Origin of the sequence: Rhizobium sp. BK538 (genome assembly GCF_014197575.1) — a bacterium.
Classification (GTDB): Bacteria; Pseudomonadota; Alphaproteobacteria; order Rhizobiales; family Rhizobiaceae; genus Rhizobium.
The window spans coordinates 21,814-40,321 of the sequence record NZ_JACIFT010000027.1 but is presented as its reverse complement, the minus strand read 5'-3'; the positions used below and the strand labels follow the sequence as shown (position 1 = coordinate 40,321).

Below are 18,508 nucleotides of genomic sequence, written 5' to 3'. Positions count from 1 at the left end.
GTTAGAGGATATAGCTGATCGGATCGTTGCTGACCGGGTGCGAAAATACACCCATCTCCAAATCGAAGACCGATTTCAGCACATCGGATTTTATGATGTCGGCGGGCGTGCCGTGTGCCGAGACACGACCATTCTTCAGGGCCACAATCTCATCGCCATAGCGGGCGGCCAGATTGATATCGTGGAGGACGACGACGATTGTCAAACGGCGCTCATGGCTGAGTTCGCGCAGCAGTGCCAGGACACCGTCCTGGTGCAGAAGGTCTAGCGCGGAAGTCGGTTCATCGAGAAGCAGGCACTGCGCATTCTGTGCCAGCATCATGGCAATCCAGGCCCGTTGCCGCTCGCCGCCAGACATGTGGGCAACCGAGCTGTGTGCAAAACGCTCGAGATCGGTGCGCTCTATGGCTTCATCGACCAGTTTCTGATCGACGCTGGTAAATCGGCCGAGCGTGCCGTGCCAGGGGAAGCGGCCGAGTGCCACCAGTTCTCGAACTGTCATACTGTCGGTTGCCGGCGTAAACTGCGGCATATAGGCGATCTGCCGGGCAAGGATTCTGCCGCCCCAGCGCGCAAGCGCTTGTCCTTTCAGATCGATGGCGCCAGCGGTCGGAGTGATCTGTCGGGCCATGATCTTCAGAAGCGTACTCTTGCCGCTACCGTTCTGCCCAACCAGGCCATAGACGCGTCCGTTCTTCAATGTCAGGTCGATGGCCGCAAGGATAGTCTTTCCTTCGGCTTGATAGGCAATCTGTGACATGGTCAGGAAGGGCGTCGACATGCGCGGTGTCTCTTTGTTCGCATTCAGATAGCAATTGCCGGTTCGTACGCTCCTGCGAAACTTTACTATTGATGTCAACTTATATTGTTCGTCGCGCGAAACCCTTTATGAATGAAATTCATACGGCTTGAGGGGCTTTTCGGCCGCTCAGTTTCCGACAGCCTGGGCTTTTTTAGTATCCTTAAGGCTGGCCCAAAGGCGCGTTGCAGCCGGATGCGCCGTGTAACAGAGCGCGGCACCAATGCGGCCTGTCATTCAATTTGCTCGAAGCCTGCATAAATCCTTCGAAGCTATCTTGATTGGGCTTCCCTGTCCCCTAGCTCAATTATACAGGGCGTACGCGTGTTGGGGCTGCGCAAATTTCAGCCGAATGGAGCCCACCATGAAACATCAGACATTGGAGCAACTGCAAAATATTGCGGATATCGACCAGACATATCCGCACCGCATCATGTCGCGAAACGAGCGTCTCGAGCGCTGGGTGGAGCTTCTCGAGCTGAGTCCGCATCGACGACTGGCGACCCTCTACCAGACGGAACATCAGCCGACTTCAGTCTTGTCGCTGCTGCGCAGTGATAACTCGCCGATTTCCGTCGCCTTCGAGGATCCGATCCTGCGGGCTGCTGGATTGGAAAATGACACTTACGGTCAGGCAAGGAAGTTCTTCAGTCTTACCGATAGTGAACTGCACAATGTGCTTTGCTATTGCCATTTCGGCGCGACCGTCAACGCCGCAACGGCAGCCCATTATGTGCGCGGGATCCTCGGCGCAGAACGGCCGAGCTTATTCTCTCGCTTGCGGGCATTGTTCATATCCTGACTACAAACGGGTCGGGCTCGATCGGACGCCTGAGCTGCTTGCCTTGAGGCCGCCGGCTGGCGGCCTTTTGTCCGAAATCTGCCAATACCAATCACTCTGCATCGTCGCCTGACAGTCCCGTCTGCTGCTCGAGATTGCTGAGGCACGCATCGTTGTGGGCGAAGCGGAGAATACTGTAGACCGCCAACCCCGCGTCCTCACTTCCGGAAATGGTCACGCTGGCAGATTGAGCATTTTGAAACTTAGTGTTCAGATTGTCCCACTGCTCGAAGATCTGTCGTTCCTGGGCGATGACGGCCTCTTTGAACATCCCATCCTTTCCGAATTTGGACGTGGCAACATGGTCGATCTTCTCGTCCGCGGGACCGAATTGGGATGCGAGCAAGGAAGCCGCCTCCCTATAGACCTGCCGCGTCGTAGTGCCGCGCTGGTCATCGTTGATGTAGCGAGAGACCGCGACGACGTTGCAGATTCCCATCCCGCGGACATAGGCGAGCACATACTGGTCGTAGAGGTCATTTCCGTCCGGCAAGCTATTGCACGAATATTGTCCTGTCGCATCGGGTTGGTTGCCGTAAATCGGCGTGCAGCCGAGCGCGGAGGGCAGGGCATCTTGCGAAACGCCGAATGGCCGGAAGGCAGGAGTTGACGTCTGAGCCGGCGAAATGGACGCGGTGACCGTTGCAGTTGCCGCGAGAGCCACGGACGTCAGTATATCGATCAAGGCCATCGAATCTCTCCCGATTGAGATCGGGCAATATCACAGCATCGGGCACCGGAAACCTAGCATACTTTTAGATAGGGTGTGGCAGGGTGACTTTCCACAGTCTTTCGCCTCGGCCCCCGATGTTCGGCTACATCGCAATTCCTTCGGGGTGCGCAACATCGTGCCTATCCTGGACAAGTTCCCGCACAAGCCCCGATGGGTTTCCTCGGAACCGGCCGGCCTTGGGTTTGTCGACATTGCGACCGCGCTCTTAAAGGCGAAGGCATAGAGGCGGCGCAGCGCCTGACGCCAACCGGCCGTCGCTCGATTGGGAATGGATCATATGCCAGCGATCTTGCGCAGGTCGTCAATCGCACCCGGCGCGGCAGCAAGCACCGGCGCGCCCTTCGTCAGCCGTTCTCCCGACGTCGGGAAGGGCTGGTACCAGCCGCCTGCTTCCTTCACGAGGCAGTATCCGGCCATGCAATCCCATGCGTGCATGTATGGCTCGTAGTAGCCGACGAGACGGCCGGCTGCGACATAGGCGAGCATCAGGGCGCCCGATCCATTGCGGATGAAGTTGCCGCCTGCCTCCAGGAGGCTTTCGACTATCCCGGCGACGAGCGCCGGCGTGACATGGTTGTTGGCACCGATGCCTGTAACGGCGTTTCTGATGGTCCGAGACGCGTCCAGGGAAAGCTTCTTGCCATTCAGCGTTGCTCCCTTGCCGAGCGCTGCGGCATAGAGCTCGTCATGGCATGGTGCCGAGATGACACCGATGACGGGCACGCCGTCATGCAGCAGGCCGATGGAGACGCACCAATTCGGCATGCCGTTGACGAACGGACTGGTGCCGTCGATCGGATCGACGACCCAGGTGAGCCCCGAGGTGCCTTCTTCAAGGCCATACTCTTCGCCAAGCACGCCATCGGCGGGAAATGCTTCGTTGAACCGGGCGCGGATCAGGTTTTCGACATCCCGGTCGGCGATCGAGACCACGTCCTGCGGGTCCCGTTTGGTTTCGATAACGAGTGTCTCGCGGCGCTTGAAGTAATCGAGCGCCACCGCTCCTGCCTCGCGGGCCACCGCCTCGGCAAGTGCAAAGCGCGCCTCGAGCCCTGGTACGACATGCGACGTCATAAAAATCTTCCCTTGATCAAATGCGGCGCTCAGCCGCCGATGATGGCAATCCCGCGATCCTTGAAGCCGATTTCCACCTCTGTCAAAGGCTCAAAAGCCCTATCCATCGCGAATCGACGACAGACAGGGCGCCGCTGTTGGTTTTGACCTCATTTCGCGACGATCTTAAGTGTGCAGCGTCGGAGCGAACAGGTGTGTTAACGTGCACCCTTGGAAACTGCGGGATTGAACTCTAGACTTGCCTGACGGTCGCAGTGGCCGCGGCGAGGGAAGGAGGAGCCCGCGTTCGTGAAGCAACGATTTCGTATCCTTGTCGGCTTCTGCCTGTTGTCGGCTGTTTGCTATGTTGGCATCTTTCCCGGCAGAGAATTCGCAACGCGAAGCTATATGGACGAGGCGTCACTGCAAGCTGGCTCGGCGCTTCGGCTTGCTGTTTCGGCACTTGGCGGGCATCTGAGCCGATACGAGCCGCTGCCTGAACTGATCGCAGATCATGACGATATCAAGCAGCTTGTGAGCGATCCTGGCAATCCGGCCCTGCGCGATGCGGCTAACACCTATCTGAAGGAGATCAACAGTTTGCTTGAATCATCCGATATCTACGTGATGAGGATGAACGGCGATACAATCGCCGCCAGCAACTACGATGGCCCGACGAGTTTCGTGGGTGAGAATTTCAGCTACCGGCCCTACTTTCAGGATGCGATAGCGGGTCGTCAGGCGCGGTTCTATGCGCTCGGTACAACATCGCTGAAGCGAGGTTACTATTTCGCTTCGCCAATCCGGGTGAACAATGCAATCCGCGGGGTTATCGTCTTCAAGGTCGATATCGACTCAATCGAGGCCTCGTGGAAGGGTGGCGAGTACAAGATACTCGTCTCCGATCCTGAAGGCATCATCTTCATGACCGGTAGCCCGGAATGGCTGTATTCCGGCATCCTGCCCCTGACAGACGAGCGCCTGCAACGCACCCAGGCATCGCGCCGCTACGCCGAAGCTGTTCTAAAGCCGCTTCCAATCAGCGAGCAGAATGCGGGTGGTCACAGATTGATCACTGTTGCCGATGGCGCCGCTGCCAGGGAATATCTGTCGCTCTCCCACTACATGCCGAACGCTGACTGGACCGTTAGTGTCTTGATGGACACGAGCTCCGTGCATGCGCAGGCGCGGACCATGCTGATCGCGGTCTTGCTTTCCCTAGGCCTGTCGGGGCTGGTTGTCGCGATCGTGCTGCAGCGCCGGGCACGTGCGCGCGAAAGAATGCGCATGCAGGTCGATGCCCGCAACCAGCTGGAGCAGCGTGTAGAGGAGCGAACCGCCGATCTGGCGCGCGTTAACCAGCGCATCGAAGAGGAAATCGCCGAGCGACGACTGACGGAACAAAAGCTTCGCCAGATGCAGGCCGATCTCATTCAGGCGGGAAAGCTTGCCGGCCTCGGGCAAATGTCAGCAGCCTTATCGCATGAACTCAACCAGCCGCTTGCCGCCGCCAAGACCTATGTGGACAGTGCCTCGATGCTGATAGCGCGAAATCGTGTGGATGAGGCGCGTGACAACCTTGGTCGCATTTCCGGCTTGATCGACCGGATGGCGTCGATCAGCCGGCACCTGCGTAATTTTGCGCGTAAGCCCAATGAAAAGATCGGTCCGGTCTCGCTTGCGGCCGCAATGGCCGATACGCTCGAAATCGTTTCTGCCCGGCTGAAAGTGGCAGACGCGACACTCGACATCGATCTTAGCGAGCCATCTGTCGCCGTGCAGGCGGGGTCGGTGCGTCTGCAGCAGGTTCTTGTCAACATCATCACCAATGCTGCTGATGCGGTGGAGGGGCTTGATGACAGGCGAATCCATGTCGTGTCGTCTCGCGACGGTGCCAAAGTGATCGTGACCGTCCGCGATCATGGAGCAGGCGTTCCCCCTTCGATCGCCGAGCGTATTTTTGATCCGTTCTTCAGCACGAAGGGCGTCGGCCGCGGCCTCGGGCTCGGCCTGTCGATCTCCTACAACATCATCAAGGATTTTGGCGGCAGCCTTTCGGTGTGCAATGCACCGGACGGAGGCGCGGAATTCCGTATCGTCCTTGATGCTGCACCTGTCGTCAGCGAGGCTGCTGAGTAATGAGCGCAGGCCGGATACTCCTGATAGACGATGAGGAGGAGATGCGCCGCTCTTCCGCCCAGGCGCTCGGCCTGTTTGGATTGGACGTTGCTACGTTCGCCAGCGCAGAGCCGGTGCTGGAGCGTGTCGGCTATGGCTTTGACGGCGTGGTGATCAGCGATATCCGGATGCCGGGCATGGATGGCATGACGCTCTTGCAGCGGATACGCGAGATGGATTCGGAGATACCGGTCATCCTGGTGACGGGACATGCGGACGTGCAGCTCGCCGTCAGCGCAATGCATGCCGGGGTTTATGACTTTGTCGAAAAGCCATTCGCGGCCCAGCACCTTGTTGGCATCATCAGACGCGCGCTGGATCGGCGCAGCCTGGTTCTCGAGAACAGGCGGTTGCGTGCAGTGGCCGGCAAACGCGACGACATCGAGGCTCGTCTGCCCGGACGCACGCAGGCAATGGTGGACCTGCGCTATCGGCTGCGAGCAATTGCGGCAACGGATGCCGACACGCTGATCATCGGGGAGACCGGTGTCGGCAAGGAAGTTGTCGCCCGGGCGCTGCACGACACCAGCGCCCGTGCCGGAAAGCCATTCATTGCGATCAATTGCGCGGCGTTGCCGGAGACCCTGATCGAGAGTGAATTGTTCGGACACGAAGCCGGCGCTTTTCCCGGTGCTCTTCGACCGCGATACGGAAAGTTCGAGCACGGTCGTGGCGGCACGATCCTGCTCGACGAGATCGGCTCGATGCCATTCGATCTCCAGGCGAAGTTCCTGCGTGTCCTGCAGGAGCGTGTCATTACCCGTCTCGGCTCCAACGAAGCTATATCGCTCGACGTGCGCTTCATTGCCACCAGCAAGGTCGATCTGGAGACCGAAGTGGCGCGCGGGCGCTTTCGTCCTGACCTCCTTTATCGCCTCAATGTCGTTACCATTCACGTCCCTTCGCTTGCGCAGCGGCAAGCCGATATTCCGCTGTTGTTTTTCCAGCTGGTTCGAGAGGCGGCGGCCCGCTACGGGCGCAGCGACATGGAGGTACGGCCGGAGACGCTCGGCAAGATCGGCTCGCGAAGCTGGCCGGGCAACGTGCGCGAATTGCGCAACGCCGCCGACCGACTGGTTCTTGGTCTCGACCTGCAGCCTGAGGACACGGCAGAGCAAAACCAGAAGCTCGCCGACAGGGTTGCCGCCTATGAGCGCGGCCTTATTGCCAGCGCGCTTGCCGCTCACGGTGGGAGTCTCCGTCCAGTTTATGAGATGCTCGGCGTTTCGCGAAAGACGCTCTACGAGAAGATGCAGAAATACGGGCTTGAAAAAGGGAGTCGGCGTGAGGACGAGGTCGAAGCGTGAATGGGTGGAAATCCACCCATGGTCCCGCTCGTTTGTCCCCTTTTCTACCCGTCTTGTGTGATATCATGCAGGAAAATGCGACAAGCAGCACCTCGCCCGGTTGTCCGACGCATTGAGCACTCCACAGTAACAGTTGATAACCGGGGCGGGGGGAGCCGCTCCGGTGGTTTACTGGGAGGATGAAATGAAAATATTGAATGCCTTGCTGGGCATGACGGCCGTTGCCGCCGTTTCGCTCATGTCCGCGTCCGCAATCGCTCAAACCTATCCGGAACGGACCATCACGATGGTCGTTCCGTTCGCCGCCGGCGGCCCGACGGATACGGTCGCCCGTCTCGTGGCCGAGTCGATGTCGAAGGATCTCGGCCAACAGATCATTGTCGAAAATGTCGGCGGGGCCGGTGGCACGCTTGGCGCAGGCCGCGTCGCGCAGGCAGACCCGGACGGCTACACGGTGCTGTTGCATCATATCGGCATGGCGACAAGCGCCACGCTTTACCGCAAGCTTGCCTATGACACCTTGAATTCCTTCGAATATGTCGGTCTCGTGACTGACGTGCCGATGACCATCGTTGCACGCAAGGATTTCGAGCCGACCGACCTCAAGGGCCTCGTCGAATACATCAAGGCCAACAAGGATAGCGTGACCGTTGCCAATGCAGGCATTGGCGCGGCTTCCCACCTGTGTGGCATGATGCTGATGAGCGCGATCCAAACGCAGTTGACCACGGTTCCTTACAAGGGCACTGGCCCCGCCATGACCGACCTGCTCGGCGGCCAGGTCGACATCATGTGCGATCAGACCACCAACACGACCAAGCAGATCAAGGGCGGCACGATCAAGGCTTACGCCGTCACCTCGCCCGCGCGCCTGAAGGTGCTGCCGGATGTGCCGACTGCCGTCGAAGGCGGTCTTGCCGATTTCCAGGTCGGTATCTGGCACGGTATTTATGCGCCAAAAGGCACGCCGGCTGATGTGACCCAGCGGCTGTCGAAATCGCTGCAGGTTGCGCTCAAGGATCAAAACGTCGTTGCCCGCTTTGCCGAACTCGGCACCGAGCCGTCGTCGGAAGCTGACGCGACACCGGCAGCGCTCAAGGCCAAGCTCGAAACCGAGATTGCCCGCTGGAAGCCGGTGATCGAGGCGGCGGGCCAGTACGCCGACTAGGCGCTGTCGGTTGCCGCCCGGGATGCGTTTCGGGCGGCGCTGTCGCGGCAGCACCTGGCTGCCCTTGCCGTTCGTGCGGGCAACGTCTGGATTTTGCATACGGTGACAGTGGGAACACAACGGCATCGCCACAGGGGGAGATATGAAATCATTGACATTCGACAGCACCAACGCCCTTTGTGGCGCGCTCTTCATCGGGCTCGGCTGTTTCTTCATTTATCAATGTCTGAACCTTGAGCTCGGCACCGCGCTTCGCATGGGCCCGGGCTATTTTCCGCTGCTGCTTGCTGTCGTCCTGACATGTCTCGGCCTGATCGTGCTGATACAGGCGACACGAGTCCAGGGCGAGCCGCTTGGCCCGATCGCGCTGCGCGGAATGGCCTTTATCCTGCCAGCACCCATCGTCTTTGGATTGACGGTGCGCGGTCTCGGTTTCGTGCCGTCGCTGTTCGTCGTGGCACTTATCGCGGCTTTCGCTTCCTCGCGGATGAAGGTGCCGCTGGCGATCATACTTGCAGCCGCAATAACCCTCTTCTCGGTCGCCGTGTTCAGCTACGCGCTTGGCTTGCCATTCGAGCGCTTCGGCCCTTGGGTACGGTTCTAGGAGGCGTCGATGGATCTCGTCAGTAATCTCGCCCTCGGCTTCAGCACCGCTGCCTCGCCCGAAAACCTTCTGTTCTGCCTGATCGGTGTGCTGCTCGGCACCTTGATCGGCGTCCTGCCGGGGATCGGGGCGACCGCGACCATCGCGATGCTGTTGCCAATCACGTTCCAGCTCGAGCCGGTTTCCTCGCTGATCATGCTTGCCGGCATCTACTACGGCGCCCAGTACGGCGGCTCGACCACGGCCATCCTCATCAACATGCCGGGCGAATCCTCCTCGGCGGTGACTGCCATCGACGGCTATCAGATGGCCCGTCGCGGCAGAGCAGGGGCGGCACTGTCGATTGCAGCACTCGGCTCGTTCTTTGCCGGCACCGTCTCGACCTTTCTTGTGGCGATCTTCGCAATCCCTCTGACCGCGCTTGCGCTCAAATTCGGTGCTGCCGAATACTTCTCGCTAATGATCGTCGGGCTGGTGTCCTCGGTTGCCCTTGCGCATGGCTCGATCGTCAAGGCGCTCGCCATGGTGGCGCTTGGCCTGCTGCTCGGATTGGTCGGTACGGATATCTACACGGGAACGCCGCGCTTTACCCTCGGCATTCGTGAATATGCCGACGGGCTGAATTTCGTTGCGGTTGCCGTTGGCGTGTTCGGTGTCGCCGAGATCCTGCGCAATCTGGAGGGCGAGAAGACCCGCACGGTATTGATGGCCAAGGTCAGCGATCTGTGGCCGACGCGCGAGGACTTCCGGCGGATGATCGCACCGGTGCTGCGCGGCACGGCAATCGGGTCGGCACTTGGCATCCTGCCGGGGGGCGGTGCCATCCTTGCCGCCTTTGCTTCCTATACGGTGGAAAAGCGCATCTCCGACCGCCCGGAGGAGTTCGGTCACGGGGCGATTGCCGGTGTTGCGGGGCCAGAATCGGCCAACAACGCAGGCGCCCAGACCTCGTTCATTCCGCTGTTGACGCTGGGAATCCCGGCAAATCCGGTGATGGCGCTGATGGTGGGCGCCATGATCATTCAGGGGATTGTGCCAGGTCCGAACGTGGCGATCGAGCAGCCGGCGCTATTCTGGGGGATCATCGCCTCGATGTGGATCGGCAACCTGATGCTGGTTGTCCTCAATCTGCCGCTGATCGGCCTTTGGGTGAAATTGCTGACTATTCCCTACTACGTGCTTTTTCCGATCATCATGGCCTTCTGTTCGATCGGGGTCTACAGCGTCAATTCCAACGTTTACGACCTCTACGCCGTCGCCTTTTTCGGGCTGGCGGGCTACCTGCTGGTCAAGCTGCGCTGCGAGCCGGCACCATTGCTTCTTGGCTTCGTGCTGGGGCCGCTTCTCGAAGAAAACTTGAGGCGCGCCATGATCCTTTCCCGCGGCGATCCGATGACGTTCGTGACGCGTCCAATCAGTGCCATCCTGCTGCTGATTGCGCTCGCTGTCCTGCTGGTCGTGTTCTTGCCGTCGGTAAAGGCCAAGCGCGAGGAGGTCTTCCAGGAAGAAGACTGAGCAAACCGGACCATTGCATCGAAGACTGGAAACGAGGAGGAAATAGGATGACGAGACTGACCCTGACGCGTCGAGGCACGCTTGCTGCAGGCCTTTCCTTGGCAGCGACGCTGGTGGCTGGATCACCATCGCTTGCGGCGAATTTTCCTGATCGGCAGGTAACGATGGTCGTGCCATTTGCGGCCGGCGGATCGACCGACGTCGTTGCCCGCATTCTCGCGCAGAAGATGTCCGAAGATCTCGGCCAGCAGGTGATCGTGCAGAATGTGGCAGGTGCGGGCGGCAATCTTGGCGCCGGCAATGTCGCACGGGCCGATCCGGATGGTTATACGATCCTGATGGGGACGGTTGCGACGCATGCGCTCAATCCGTTGATCCTGAAGTCGACCCCCTACGACCCCGAAAAGGATTTCGCCCCAATCTCGCTATTGGTTCTGGTTCCCAACGTTCTCGTCGTCAATCCCGCACTGCCGGCCAAAACACTTGCCGAACTGGTAGCACTCCTCAAGGCCAATCCGGGCACCTACAGCTATGCCTCGTCCGGCAACGGCACGCCGCTGCATCTTTCCGGAGAGCTCTTCAAGGCAATGGCCGGGGTGGAGATGGAACATATCCCCTATAAGGGCTCGGGCCCGGCCCTGAATGATGTTCTGGGCAATCAGGTTCCGATCATGTTCGACAACCTGCCGTCGTCGTCCGGCCACATCAAGAGTGGCACGCTGCGGGCACTTGCGGTCACCACCAAGCAGCGCGCACCGTCCTTCCCCGATGTGCCGACGGTAGCCGAGACGGTTCCGGGCTACGAAACCTATACCTGGAATGCGCTGTTTGCTCCCGCCAGCACCCCGGCAGACGTCGTTGCTCGCCTGAACCTGGCGGCCAGCAAGGCGCTCGCCGATCCGGGCGTTAGCAAGAAAATGGCCGAATTCAGTGCCGTTGTCGTGGGTTCGACGCCAAAGCAGCTCGGCGCACATGTAAAGGCGGAGATCGCCAAGTGGACGCCTGTCGTGCGCGACGCCAAGATTGAACTCGAATAGGCGCTGCCGAATCTCAGGCGAGCGTTGTCGTGCGGATGGGGCGAGCGACGCCGATCGTCGATGGTCAAGCTCCAGCCGCGTGGCGACGATCTGTCGCCAATCATATGCAAAACCCCTATATTTCTGTTTGTTTTTGCGTATGATTGACGGATGTCTTCGCTGGAAGATTACATCGAAAGCAAACTGATGAGCGGGTACTCGACGTTTACCCGTGAAGATGCTTTGGCGGAGCTCTCGCTGAAGCCTGAAGCCTTTACCGCAGCTTTGACGCGGCAAATCTCCAGGAAAAGATTGGCCAATCCGAGGCACGGATTCTATATCATCCTGCGGCCTGAAGATAGGACTGCCGGCGCTCCAGATCCTGCGCGCTGGATCGATCCCCTGATGAAATATCTCGGCACTGATTACCGCATATCCCTTCTGCGTGCGGCGGCCATGCATGGTTCTTCGCACCAGGCATCAATGGTGTTTCAACTTGTCGTGCCGCAGCAGTTCCGATCGATTATTATTGGGCGCCACCGGATTCAGTTCATCTATTTGGCGCCGAGCATCTTCAGCGCTACCAACCAAAAAGATTGGCTGACGCCCCTCAAGACAGACACGGGATACGCTCAAGCTGCCGGTGTGGAGTTAACGCTCCTCGACTGTATCCGTTACTTTAAGCGGGCTACGGGCATCAATGGTGTGGCCCAGATCGCGAAGGATATCGGCGCCCGCGCGAATCCAAGGAAATTGACATCAGTCGCGCAGCATTTCGAAAACACATCGGTCCGACGACTCGGCTACCTGCTCGATTTGTCAAATCACAAAAAACAGGCCGACGCGTTGCAATCATTTGCCCAGCAAAGCGACAAATATACGCGGCTCGACCCATCGGTAAGGTCGCTAATCGAGGGCCTTTCATTCTCCGAAGCAAGAGATGATCGGTGGCGTCTCGATATCAATGAAAACGTGGAGATCGACTTTTGATCCCAGATGCTCACCTCACAGCTTGGGCTACTCAGGCGCCATGGCCGGATTCTCGTCAGATTGAGCAGGACTTTATTATTTCCCGCGCTCTCTGCGATCTTTTTTCGGCGCCAAAGCTTAAGGGCAAAATCGCATTCCGAGGTGGCACTGCTATCAACAAGCTGCTTTTCAAACGGCCCTTGCGCTATTCAGAAGATATCGATCGTTCAGATCACGGCCGAACCCATCGGACCAACAATCGACGCGATCCGCAATGCTCTTTCCTGGCTCGGGAAGTGCAAAAGGGAGCAAGCGGGTCATTCGACCCACTTGGTTTTCCGCTTCGCGCCCGAGGCCGAGCCTGGAACGTCACTTAAGCTCAAGGTGGAGATCAACACTCGCGAACACACGTCGTTGTTTGGCGCGCAAGGATATCCGTTCAAGGTGGAGAATGGGTGGTTCAACGGTGCCGCGGACATCATATCGGTACTCACTCGAGCAACGTTCCTTGGCGGTAGATGGAATTGGCTCTACATTGTGCCTCGCGCTGAGTGAGGATAGCGAAGGCACGACGCAGTCCCTACACCCTAAAGGGCCGCGCGCAGATATTCAGCGCCTTCGCGTTGGCCTGCGATGGTATCTTCACGCGAAGCCCAGCCTGTCCAGGCAGGCTGGGAAATCTACGACCGTTGATTAGAGCACCGAGACGTTCTCAGCTTTCGACTTTCCGGTCTTGCGATCCTGTCCGACCTCGAAGCTGACTTTATCGCCTTCCCGGAGCGAACCACCGCGTTGCAAGGCAGACACGTGAACAAATACATCTTGGCCGCCATTCTCAGGCGTTATGAAGCCGAACCCCTTGTCGTCGTTGAAGAATTTAACCGTACCCGTTGGCATGAGAGACCTTATCCTTGTGTCGTTCGTCCAAATTGCGAAGTGGAAGCTACAGCGCCATCACCCATCGATCAACGGTGAGCATGCAGGTGGCTTTGATCGAGATATCCCGAAACGTCGCCAACGAGGCCCACGCCATCCTGATTGTGGACCAGGCGGGATGGCATATGTCGGCAACCTTAGAACAATTCCGGCTGTTCGACTCGCGCGTACATGCTATTTCACCCACTGAATTGGGCTGCGCGTAAACCGCCGCTCAAGTCGGCCCTAATCCTCGCGCGCATCGTAGCTGCGCTGACAATCCTGGATGACGTCGATATTCTCGACAGTCCAGTCGAACAGGGTTGAGAACGGCCCTTGCAGCGACCTGCCAAGGGGTGTCAAGGCATATTCAACCCCGAGCACACGCCCATCCAGGATCCTGCGCGTCAGCATACCGTTGCGCTCCAGCTTTCGAAGCGTCTGTGTCAGCACGCGTTGGGTCACGCCATCGAGGCGACGCTTGATCGCATTGAAGCGACGGGGCTCGCTTAACACCGCCAGCACCATCATCGACCACTTGTCGGCGATCTGGTCGAGGATCACGCGGCTCGGGCAGTCGGCACGGTAGACCGGGCCATTTTCATCGGTCGGTTCATCCATTTCGGTATCCTCCAGCATCCCTGGGATGCTTCTGGTGCGTAATTGACGCTAGGTATCCAATGAATACTTTAGGGTCAATGGCGCATGTGCGGCGCCAGAGGTTCCCGAAGAACAGAGACTCAAATATGACAGACACAGATTTCAGCCGGCTTCGGATTAGTCGGACAGACGGCGTTGCCACGATTGCGATCAACAACCCGCCGGTAAACGTTCTCGATGTCCCCCTGATGAGGGAGATCCGCCGCTTTCTCCTTTCTGTTCGCAACGATCCGGACACCCGTGTGCTGGTTTTCCAAAGTGCGGACCCCGAGTTCTTCATTGCCCATGTCGACATGACATTGATCGATGAACCGCACGCCTTCGACGAGATCGCCCGTGAGGCTCGCGAAGGCCTCAACCCGTTCCAGGCATTTGGCGAACTTCTACGAGAGCAGCCGCAAGTGACGATCGTCAAGCTCGCCGGGCTGGCCCGCGGCGGCGGAGCTGAGTTTGTCGCGGCGGCGGACATGGTGTTTGCTGCGGAAGGGCTGGCAGGGCTTGCTCAATGCGAGGCGTTAATGGGGATTACGCCGGGCGGCGGAGCGACCCAGTATCTGTCCGGCCGGATGACGCGTGGCCGAGCTCTTGAAGTGATCCTTGCCGCCGATCTCGTCGATGCTATGACGGCGGAGCGATATGGGTGGATCAACCGGGCACTGCCGGCTTCTGAACTCGACGGCTTCGTCGAGCGTTTGGCACGCAACATCGCCGCGCTGCCCACCGGCGTCATGGCCGCGGCCAAGAGGGCGTTGCCTCCCGAGGACCTGCGGGATGGCTTTCAGCGCGAGCATGAGGCCTGGGCAGGATTGTTCGAACTCCCTGCTGCCGAAAAGCTCATCCGGGGTGGACTGAAAGCAGGAGCGCAGACCAAGGAGGGCGAGAGAAATCTGGAAGGCCTGCTCCGGATGTTGACGGTGTGAGTCCTGACTGACGAGAGAACAGCGAAATATTGCATAGCGGTTTCGGTCTTTGGATTGTGCGTAGGCGTTATCGGAAGCGCTCGCGCTGAATCATCACCTCGTTCGCACCGCTGCCTGCCGCGGGAGGAGAACCTCTCCAGGTAGCCATGAACGAAGATCGATGACGGGAGCAGCACTCCGGCAGACAGGAGTATCGCAGGCCCGTAAATCGCGTGAAACTTGGAAATTCCCTAGCCGACAAAGTGGGAGGGTTCGCCTTGCTGTGCCCAGTTTCGCCAGAACAGGGTTTAGTCGGAACCGTAATCGAGCCCTCTGAGATAGTTCGCCAGAGCATCGAACTAGACATAGATAACTTCGTCGCTCCCAGGCACGGGCACGCCCCAGCCGCGTGCTCGTTCAGCACTACGCGACACACTGATGTCCTCCAGTCCCCGCCGAAGCCATCGACCTTTTTCTGCCGTCAGCGGATACGACTGGGTTCACCGCTCCAGATCACCCACCGGCGCGCTGCCGAACATGCTCTTGTACTCGCGGCTGAATTGCGACGGGCTTTTATAACCGACCTCATACGCCACGCGCGAAACATTGGTGCTGCCGCCGGCAAGGAGCTTCCGCGCCTCAAGCAAACGGATATGGCGTTGAAACGCAAGTGGGCTGAACCCGGTGACTTCCTTGAAATGCCTGTGAAAGCTTGTGACGCTCATGTGAGAAGCCGCCGCCAGCTCAGGAATATTGACAGGCTCGCTATGATTGGAAGCGAGCCAATCGGCCGCCGACTTGAGTTGTTGATATCGGCCGTTTCTCTGGCTGACCTGTCGCAGCGTGTCGCCCATCGAGCTCTGAAGCAGGCGATAATAAAGCTCAAACTCGTAGTGCGGTGCCAGCGCACCGATATCGTCGGGCGCTTTCAGCAGCCCTACGAGGCGAGCAAATGCGTCGCCGACGGGTCCGTCCAGACCGCCGGTGGCGACTGCGCATGTCCAACGGTCCTCACGCTTGGGGATATCGAGCATGACGCGCGTCAGAATATCGGCATCAAGATGAAGGCTGATGCCGACATAGGGGAAATTAGGCTTAGCGCCGGTCAATTGGTGGCTGTAGGGCAGGCCAAAGGACGATACCGCGCAAGCGCCTGTGGCCAGTTCGAACCGATTGGCGCCCATGATCAAGACTTTGGTTCCGCGCAACACCGCATAGAACATGGGTTCGAACACCGCCGGAGTGGGCGACGTGGCCCTTGTGCTTGTCCAAATCGTCAAGCGCGGAACGGGGGTAGGAACGCCGACGGTACCCGCATGCGCCGAAACAAACGGAGCAATGGCGTTCAGCAGAAGTGTCGATGGCTTCACAGGGTCGAACATCACGCCAGCATGTAGTGATTTGGTAGGATCAGGCAAGTGTCTGGGAAGATCAGGAATGTTGCCTGCGTCGCAACTGCCTATTTTGAGGCTCAACAGAAAGCCTGCCGGAGCAGCCAGTAGCGAGGAATGAGCCTCCAAATCGGCGTCAAGGCGACAGGAATAGGAAAGGGTTCGACCATGCAGGAACTAGCTGGAAAGAATGCGCTCGTCACTGGTGGATCGCGTGGCATCGGGGCCGCGATCGCGATTGCTCTGTCGGAGAAAGGTGCGAACGTTGCGATAACGTACGAGCGATCCGCCGACAGCGCGGAGCGACTTTTCCGGACTATTGAAAGGAATGGGGGCAAGGCAATGGCGATACAGGCCGACAGCGCGGATCCTTCGGCCATCCAGCGGTCAGTGGACGAAACTGTCCGCACACTGGGCGGTCTCGACATTCTCGTCAACAATGCGGCGATCGCGCGATACAACAACATTGCAGATTTCACGATCGAGGACATCGACGCGCTGCTTGCCGTAAACGTGCGTGGGCCTGTTCTGACCGCAAAGGCTGCCATCCCCCACCTCAAGGAAGGCGGGCGCATCATTACCATCGGATCAGCGGGCGCGGATCGCATAGCCGGCGTGCCTGGTACGGTCTACTATATGACCAAAGGCGCGCTCCAGGCATTCAACCGTGGCCTCGCCCGCGAACTGGGCGCCCGAGATATAACGGTTAATCTCGTCCAGCCTGGATCGACAAACACCGACGCGAACCCCGAGACGGGGGAATTCGCCGACTATCAGCGTGGTCTCAGCGCCCTTGGCCGCTTTAACCAGCCGGAGGATGTCGCGGCAGCAGTCGCTTTCCTCGCAACGCCGGCCGCCCGGCAAATTACCGGCACCATCCTTACGGTGGACGGCGGTGCGCTTGCGTAGTGTTTGGTAATGGCTGTTGGTTGCCCGGGCTGACGGCGTTCTACTCAAAGTACCTGCCGACATAGTCGCCGGCCTGCGCGTCAGCTCCGGGACCGTCTCGATCTGCCGCTCGATATCCGGTTAGATGGGCTGTTCGTTTCCTTGCCCGCTATCATCGAAACACTCGATCAGCATTTCGGTCAGGACGCGGACCTTTCTCGAGGGGTGCTGTCCCGGCGGACGAACGACATAGATTCCGGCCGGTGGTGGCGGATGATTCGTCATGACCGTCACCAACGCGCCGGAATTGAGATAGTCCCGGGTGAGGCCATCGGGGAGGGCAGCGATACCCAAACCGGCCGCGGCAGCGACGACGAGAGCCGCCCCGTTGTCAGCCTTGAAACGGCCCTGCGGGCGAATGGTCAGGATCTTGTCGCCGTCCATCACCTGCCACGTTTCCATCCCCTGCATAAGCGCCTGATGCGTGACGAGTTCCTCCGGTGTTTCCGGGGAGCCATGGGCTTTGATATAGGCGGGGCTCGCGACGTATTTTCCATAAAGGGGACCAACGCGTCTTGCAATCAGGTTGGAATCCTGAAGTGTGCCGACCCGGATCGCGCAATCAAGTCTTTCACGGCCCCTGCGACGTCCGCCATCGGAACGTTGGGATCGACGCGGATGTCGATCCGGTCAGTCCGCAACCGCGTCAGCGCCTCGTCGGCGACCTGGCGAATCCTTTCGGGCCGGCTGTCGAGGCCGACGTCCGGGCGCCCGTTCTTGAAGCCGAACTTTGTCGCAAGGCGACGTCGCGGGCTATGTCTATGCCGAACTCGAAGGGCCGGACTACATGGCGCTGCGTGGTCCGGCGGGGGCTCGGCGCAAATTCTCGGTCGACACCTGCAGGAGCAGGCCGCCGCCGAACTCCCTTTTTGCTGATCTACTTAGCTAATTGACTATTAGAATCGCCGTCGATTGTTCTGAATAAAGATAGCTCGCGACAATGAGGGGACCGAAATGTCGCATCATAATTACGAGCAAACACAGTAGAAGCGCGGAAACGCACATTGCAAACGCGAATATCTTTAGGGGCTTTATCGTAGACTGCATCCAACCTTTTGCCGCTGAGTTCATTTTTTCCTCCGGGGTCGGGGCAGTGCTCGCGATCGCTCCCGCGCCATCCAGTCTAATTCTTGCAAGTATTGTCGTTGGCGAATGATATGCCGTCGCTCTTTGCCAGCTTCATGACGTAATCCTCCGCGAGGTCCGCAACTTCAAGTGCGATTTCCGCTTCTCTCCAACCTGCAGCAACCGCCGCCTCAATCAATCGGTCAAGCTCACGTTGAAATACTGCCCGGCGTTGAGAGGCGCGATGATCATGGTACAGCCCAAATAACGGCGGTTTGATTTCCCTCATTGCCTAATTATTACACAATCTTGCCGCTTTTCAAACACAATTGGCACAACAGAGCGTGACCTATATTGCTCACTTCTTGCATGCTCAGTGTCCGCCAGCGGACTGAATGTTTGGAATACGATCTATCTTGATCGCGCAAGAGACCGGTAATTTCTCTG

17 protein-coding genes and 4 pseudogenes are annotated in these 18,508 nt (G+C 58.9%); 11 read left to right on the top strand and 10 right to left on the bottom strand.

Translation table 11 applies throughout. From position 1 onward, the window contains the following. Window position 1: 1 nt before the first annotated feature. Window positions 2–781, bottom strand: coding sequence for an ATP-binding cassette domain-containing protein (locus FHX09_RS25820; protein WP_132593568.1), 780 nt, complete (start codon window positions 779–781; stop codon window positions 2–4). Between the two features lie 382 nt (window positions 782–1,163). Between FHX09_RS25820 and FHX09_RS25815 the strand changes: the two genes are divergently transcribed. Continuing rightward, complete coding sequence (locus FHX09_RS25815; RefSeq protein ID WP_132593566.1) at window positions 1,164–1,601, top strand: hypothetical protein; 438 nt, start codon at window positions 1,164–1,166, stop codon at window positions 1,599–1,601. A 91-nt stretch (window positions 1,602–1,692) separates the two neighbouring features. Here the strand turns inward: FHX09_RS25815 and FHX09_RS25810 are convergent, their stop codons facing one another. Next, complete coding sequence (locus tag FHX09_RS25810) at window positions 1,693–2,331, bottom strand: hypothetical protein (RefSeq protein ID WP_132593564.1); 639 nt, start codon at window positions 2,329–2,331, stop codon at window positions 1,693–1,695. A 130-nt stretch (window positions 2,332–2,461) separates the two neighbouring features. On the opposite strand from FHX09_RS25810, the pseudogene FHX09_RS30125 reads away from it, so the two are divergent. Next, window positions 2,462–2,596 (top strand): annotated as a pseudogene (locus tag FHX09_RS30125) (hydrolase); the annotation flags it as partial. Between the two features lie 50 nt (window positions 2,597–2,646). Here FHX09_RS30125 and FHX09_RS25805 read toward each other — a convergent pair. Continuing rightward, the gene (locus tag FHX09_RS25805) at window positions 2,647–3,447 is read right to left on the bottom strand and encodes an inositol monophosphatase family protein (protein WP_132593562.1); all 801 of its coding nucleotides are present in this window, start codon (window positions 3,445–3,447) and stop codon (window positions 2,647–2,649) included. 288 nt (window positions 3,448–3,735) lie between these two features. On the opposite strand from FHX09_RS25805, the gene FHX09_RS25800 reads away from it, so the two are divergent. The 7 genes from FHX09_RS25800 (at window position 3,736) to FHX09_RS25770 (ending at window position 12,204) form a co-directional block, all read left to right on the top strand. Beyond that, window positions 3,736–5,565 (top strand): sensor histidine kinase, encoded by a 1,830-nt coding sequence (locus FHX09_RS25800; protein ID WP_348632830.1) that lies wholly within the window; start codon window positions 3,736–3,738, stop codon window positions 5,563–5,565. Next, window positions 5,565–6,911 (top strand): sigma-54 dependent transcriptional regulator, encoded by a 1,347-nt coding sequence (locus FHX09_RS25795; RefSeq protein ID WP_132593560.1) that lies wholly within the window; start codon window positions 5,565–5,567, stop codon window positions 6,909–6,911. The genes FHX09_RS25800 and FHX09_RS25795 overlap by 1 nt, the downstream gene beginning before the upstream one ends. 184 nt (window positions 6,912–7,095) lie before the next feature. Beyond that, window positions 7,096–8,079, top strand: coding sequence for a tripartite tricarboxylate transporter substrate-binding protein (locus FHX09_RS25790; RefSeq protein WP_132593558.1), 984 nt, complete (start codon window positions 7,096–7,098; stop codon window positions 8,077–8,079). 142 nt (window positions 8,080–8,221) lie between these two features. Next, complete coding sequence (locus tag FHX09_RS25785; RefSeq protein ID WP_007800836.1) at window positions 8,222–8,683, top strand: tripartite tricarboxylate transporter TctB family protein; 462 nt, start codon at window positions 8,222–8,224, stop codon at window positions 8,681–8,683. A 9-nt stretch (window positions 8,684–8,692) separates the two neighbouring features. Continuing rightward, window positions 8,693–10,198 (top strand): tripartite tricarboxylate transporter permease, encoded by a 1,506-nt coding sequence (locus FHX09_RS25780; protein ID WP_132593556.1) that lies wholly within the window; start codon window positions 8,693–8,695, stop codon window positions 10,196–10,198. Between the two features lie 47 nt (window positions 10,199–10,245). Then, window positions 10,246–11,235 carry a tripartite tricarboxylate transporter substrate binding protein gene (locus FHX09_RS25775; protein WP_132593554.1) on the top strand — a complete coding sequence of 330 codons (990 nt, stop codon included), beginning with the start codon at window positions 10,246–10,248 and terminating at the stop codon, window positions 11,233–11,235. 150 nt (window positions 11,236–11,385) lie between these two features. After that, window positions 11,386–12,204, top strand: a complete 819-nt coding sequence (locus FHX09_RS25770; RefSeq protein WP_132593552.1) for a type IV toxin-antitoxin system AbiEi family antitoxin — start codon at window positions 11,386–11,388, stop codon at window positions 12,202–12,204. Between the two features lie 672 nt (window positions 12,205–12,876). Here the strand turns inward: FHX09_RS25770 and FHX09_RS25760 are convergent. Beyond that, on the bottom strand, window positions 12,877–13,080 hold the full coding sequence (locus FHX09_RS25760) for a cold-shock protein (protein WP_007826019.1): 204 nt from the start codon (window positions 13,078–13,080) through the stop codon (window positions 12,877–12,879). A 264-nt stretch (window positions 13,081–13,344) separates the two neighbouring features. Continuing rightward, a complete protein-coding gene (locus FHX09_RS25755; protein ID WP_007826017.1) occupies window positions 13,345–13,719 on the bottom strand; it encodes a helix-turn-helix domain-containing protein in 375 nt (124 codons plus the stop codon). A 125-nt stretch (window positions 13,720–13,844) separates the two neighbouring features. On the opposite strand from FHX09_RS25755, the gene FHX09_RS25750 reads away from it, so the two are divergent. Beyond that, window positions 13,845–14,678: an enoyl-CoA hydratase/isomerase family protein gene (locus FHX09_RS25750; RefSeq protein ID WP_132593548.1), complete on the top strand. Its 834-nt coding sequence runs from the start codon at window positions 13,845–13,847 to the stop codon at window positions 14,676–14,678. A 137-nt stretch (window positions 14,679–14,815) separates the two neighbouring features. Here FHX09_RS25750 and FHX09_RS30120 read toward each other — a convergent pair. Both FHX09_RS30120 and FHX09_RS25745 read right to left on the bottom strand, forming a co-directional pair. Then, window positions 14,816–15,118 (bottom strand): annotated as a pseudogene (locus tag FHX09_RS30120) (class I tRNA ligase family protein); the annotation flags it as partial. Between the two features lie 39 nt (window positions 15,119–15,157). Continuing rightward, the gene (locus FHX09_RS25745; protein WP_246699512.1) at window positions 15,158–16,132 is read right to left on the bottom strand and encodes an AraC family transcriptional regulator; all 975 of its coding nucleotides are present in this window, start codon (window positions 16,130–16,132) and stop codon (window positions 15,158–15,160) included. An 84-nt stretch (window positions 16,133–16,216) separates the two neighbouring features. Between FHX09_RS25745 and FHX09_RS25740 the strand changes: the two genes are divergently transcribed. Continuing rightward, complete coding sequence (locus FHX09_RS25740; protein ID WP_113544111.1) at window positions 16,217–16,957, top strand: SDR family oxidoreductase; 741 nt, start codon at window positions 16,217–16,219, stop codon at window positions 16,955–16,957. A 120-nt stretch (window positions 16,958–17,077) separates the two neighbouring features. On the opposite strand, the pseudogene FHX09_RS25735 reads toward FHX09_RS25740, so the two are convergent. From FHX09_RS25735 to FHX09_RS25730, 3 genes and pseudogenes are all read right to left on the bottom strand, one after another. After that, window positions 17,078–17,560, bottom strand: a pseudogene (locus tag FHX09_RS25735) (substrate binding domain-containing protein); the annotation flags it as partial. Further along, window positions 17,557–17,736 (bottom strand): annotated as a pseudogene (locus tag FHX09_RS30115) (aldo/keto reductase); the annotation flags it as partial. The pseudogenes FHX09_RS25735 and FHX09_RS30115, both read right to left, overlap by 4 nt. Before the next feature lie 383 nt (window positions 17,737–18,119). Then, window positions 18,120–18,350 carry a hypothetical protein gene (locus FHX09_RS25730; RefSeq protein WP_062369725.1) on the bottom strand — a complete coding sequence of 77 codons (231 nt, stop codon included), beginning with the start codon at window positions 18,348–18,350 and terminating at the stop codon, window positions 18,120–18,122. Window positions 18,351–18,508: the final 158 nt, after the last annotated feature.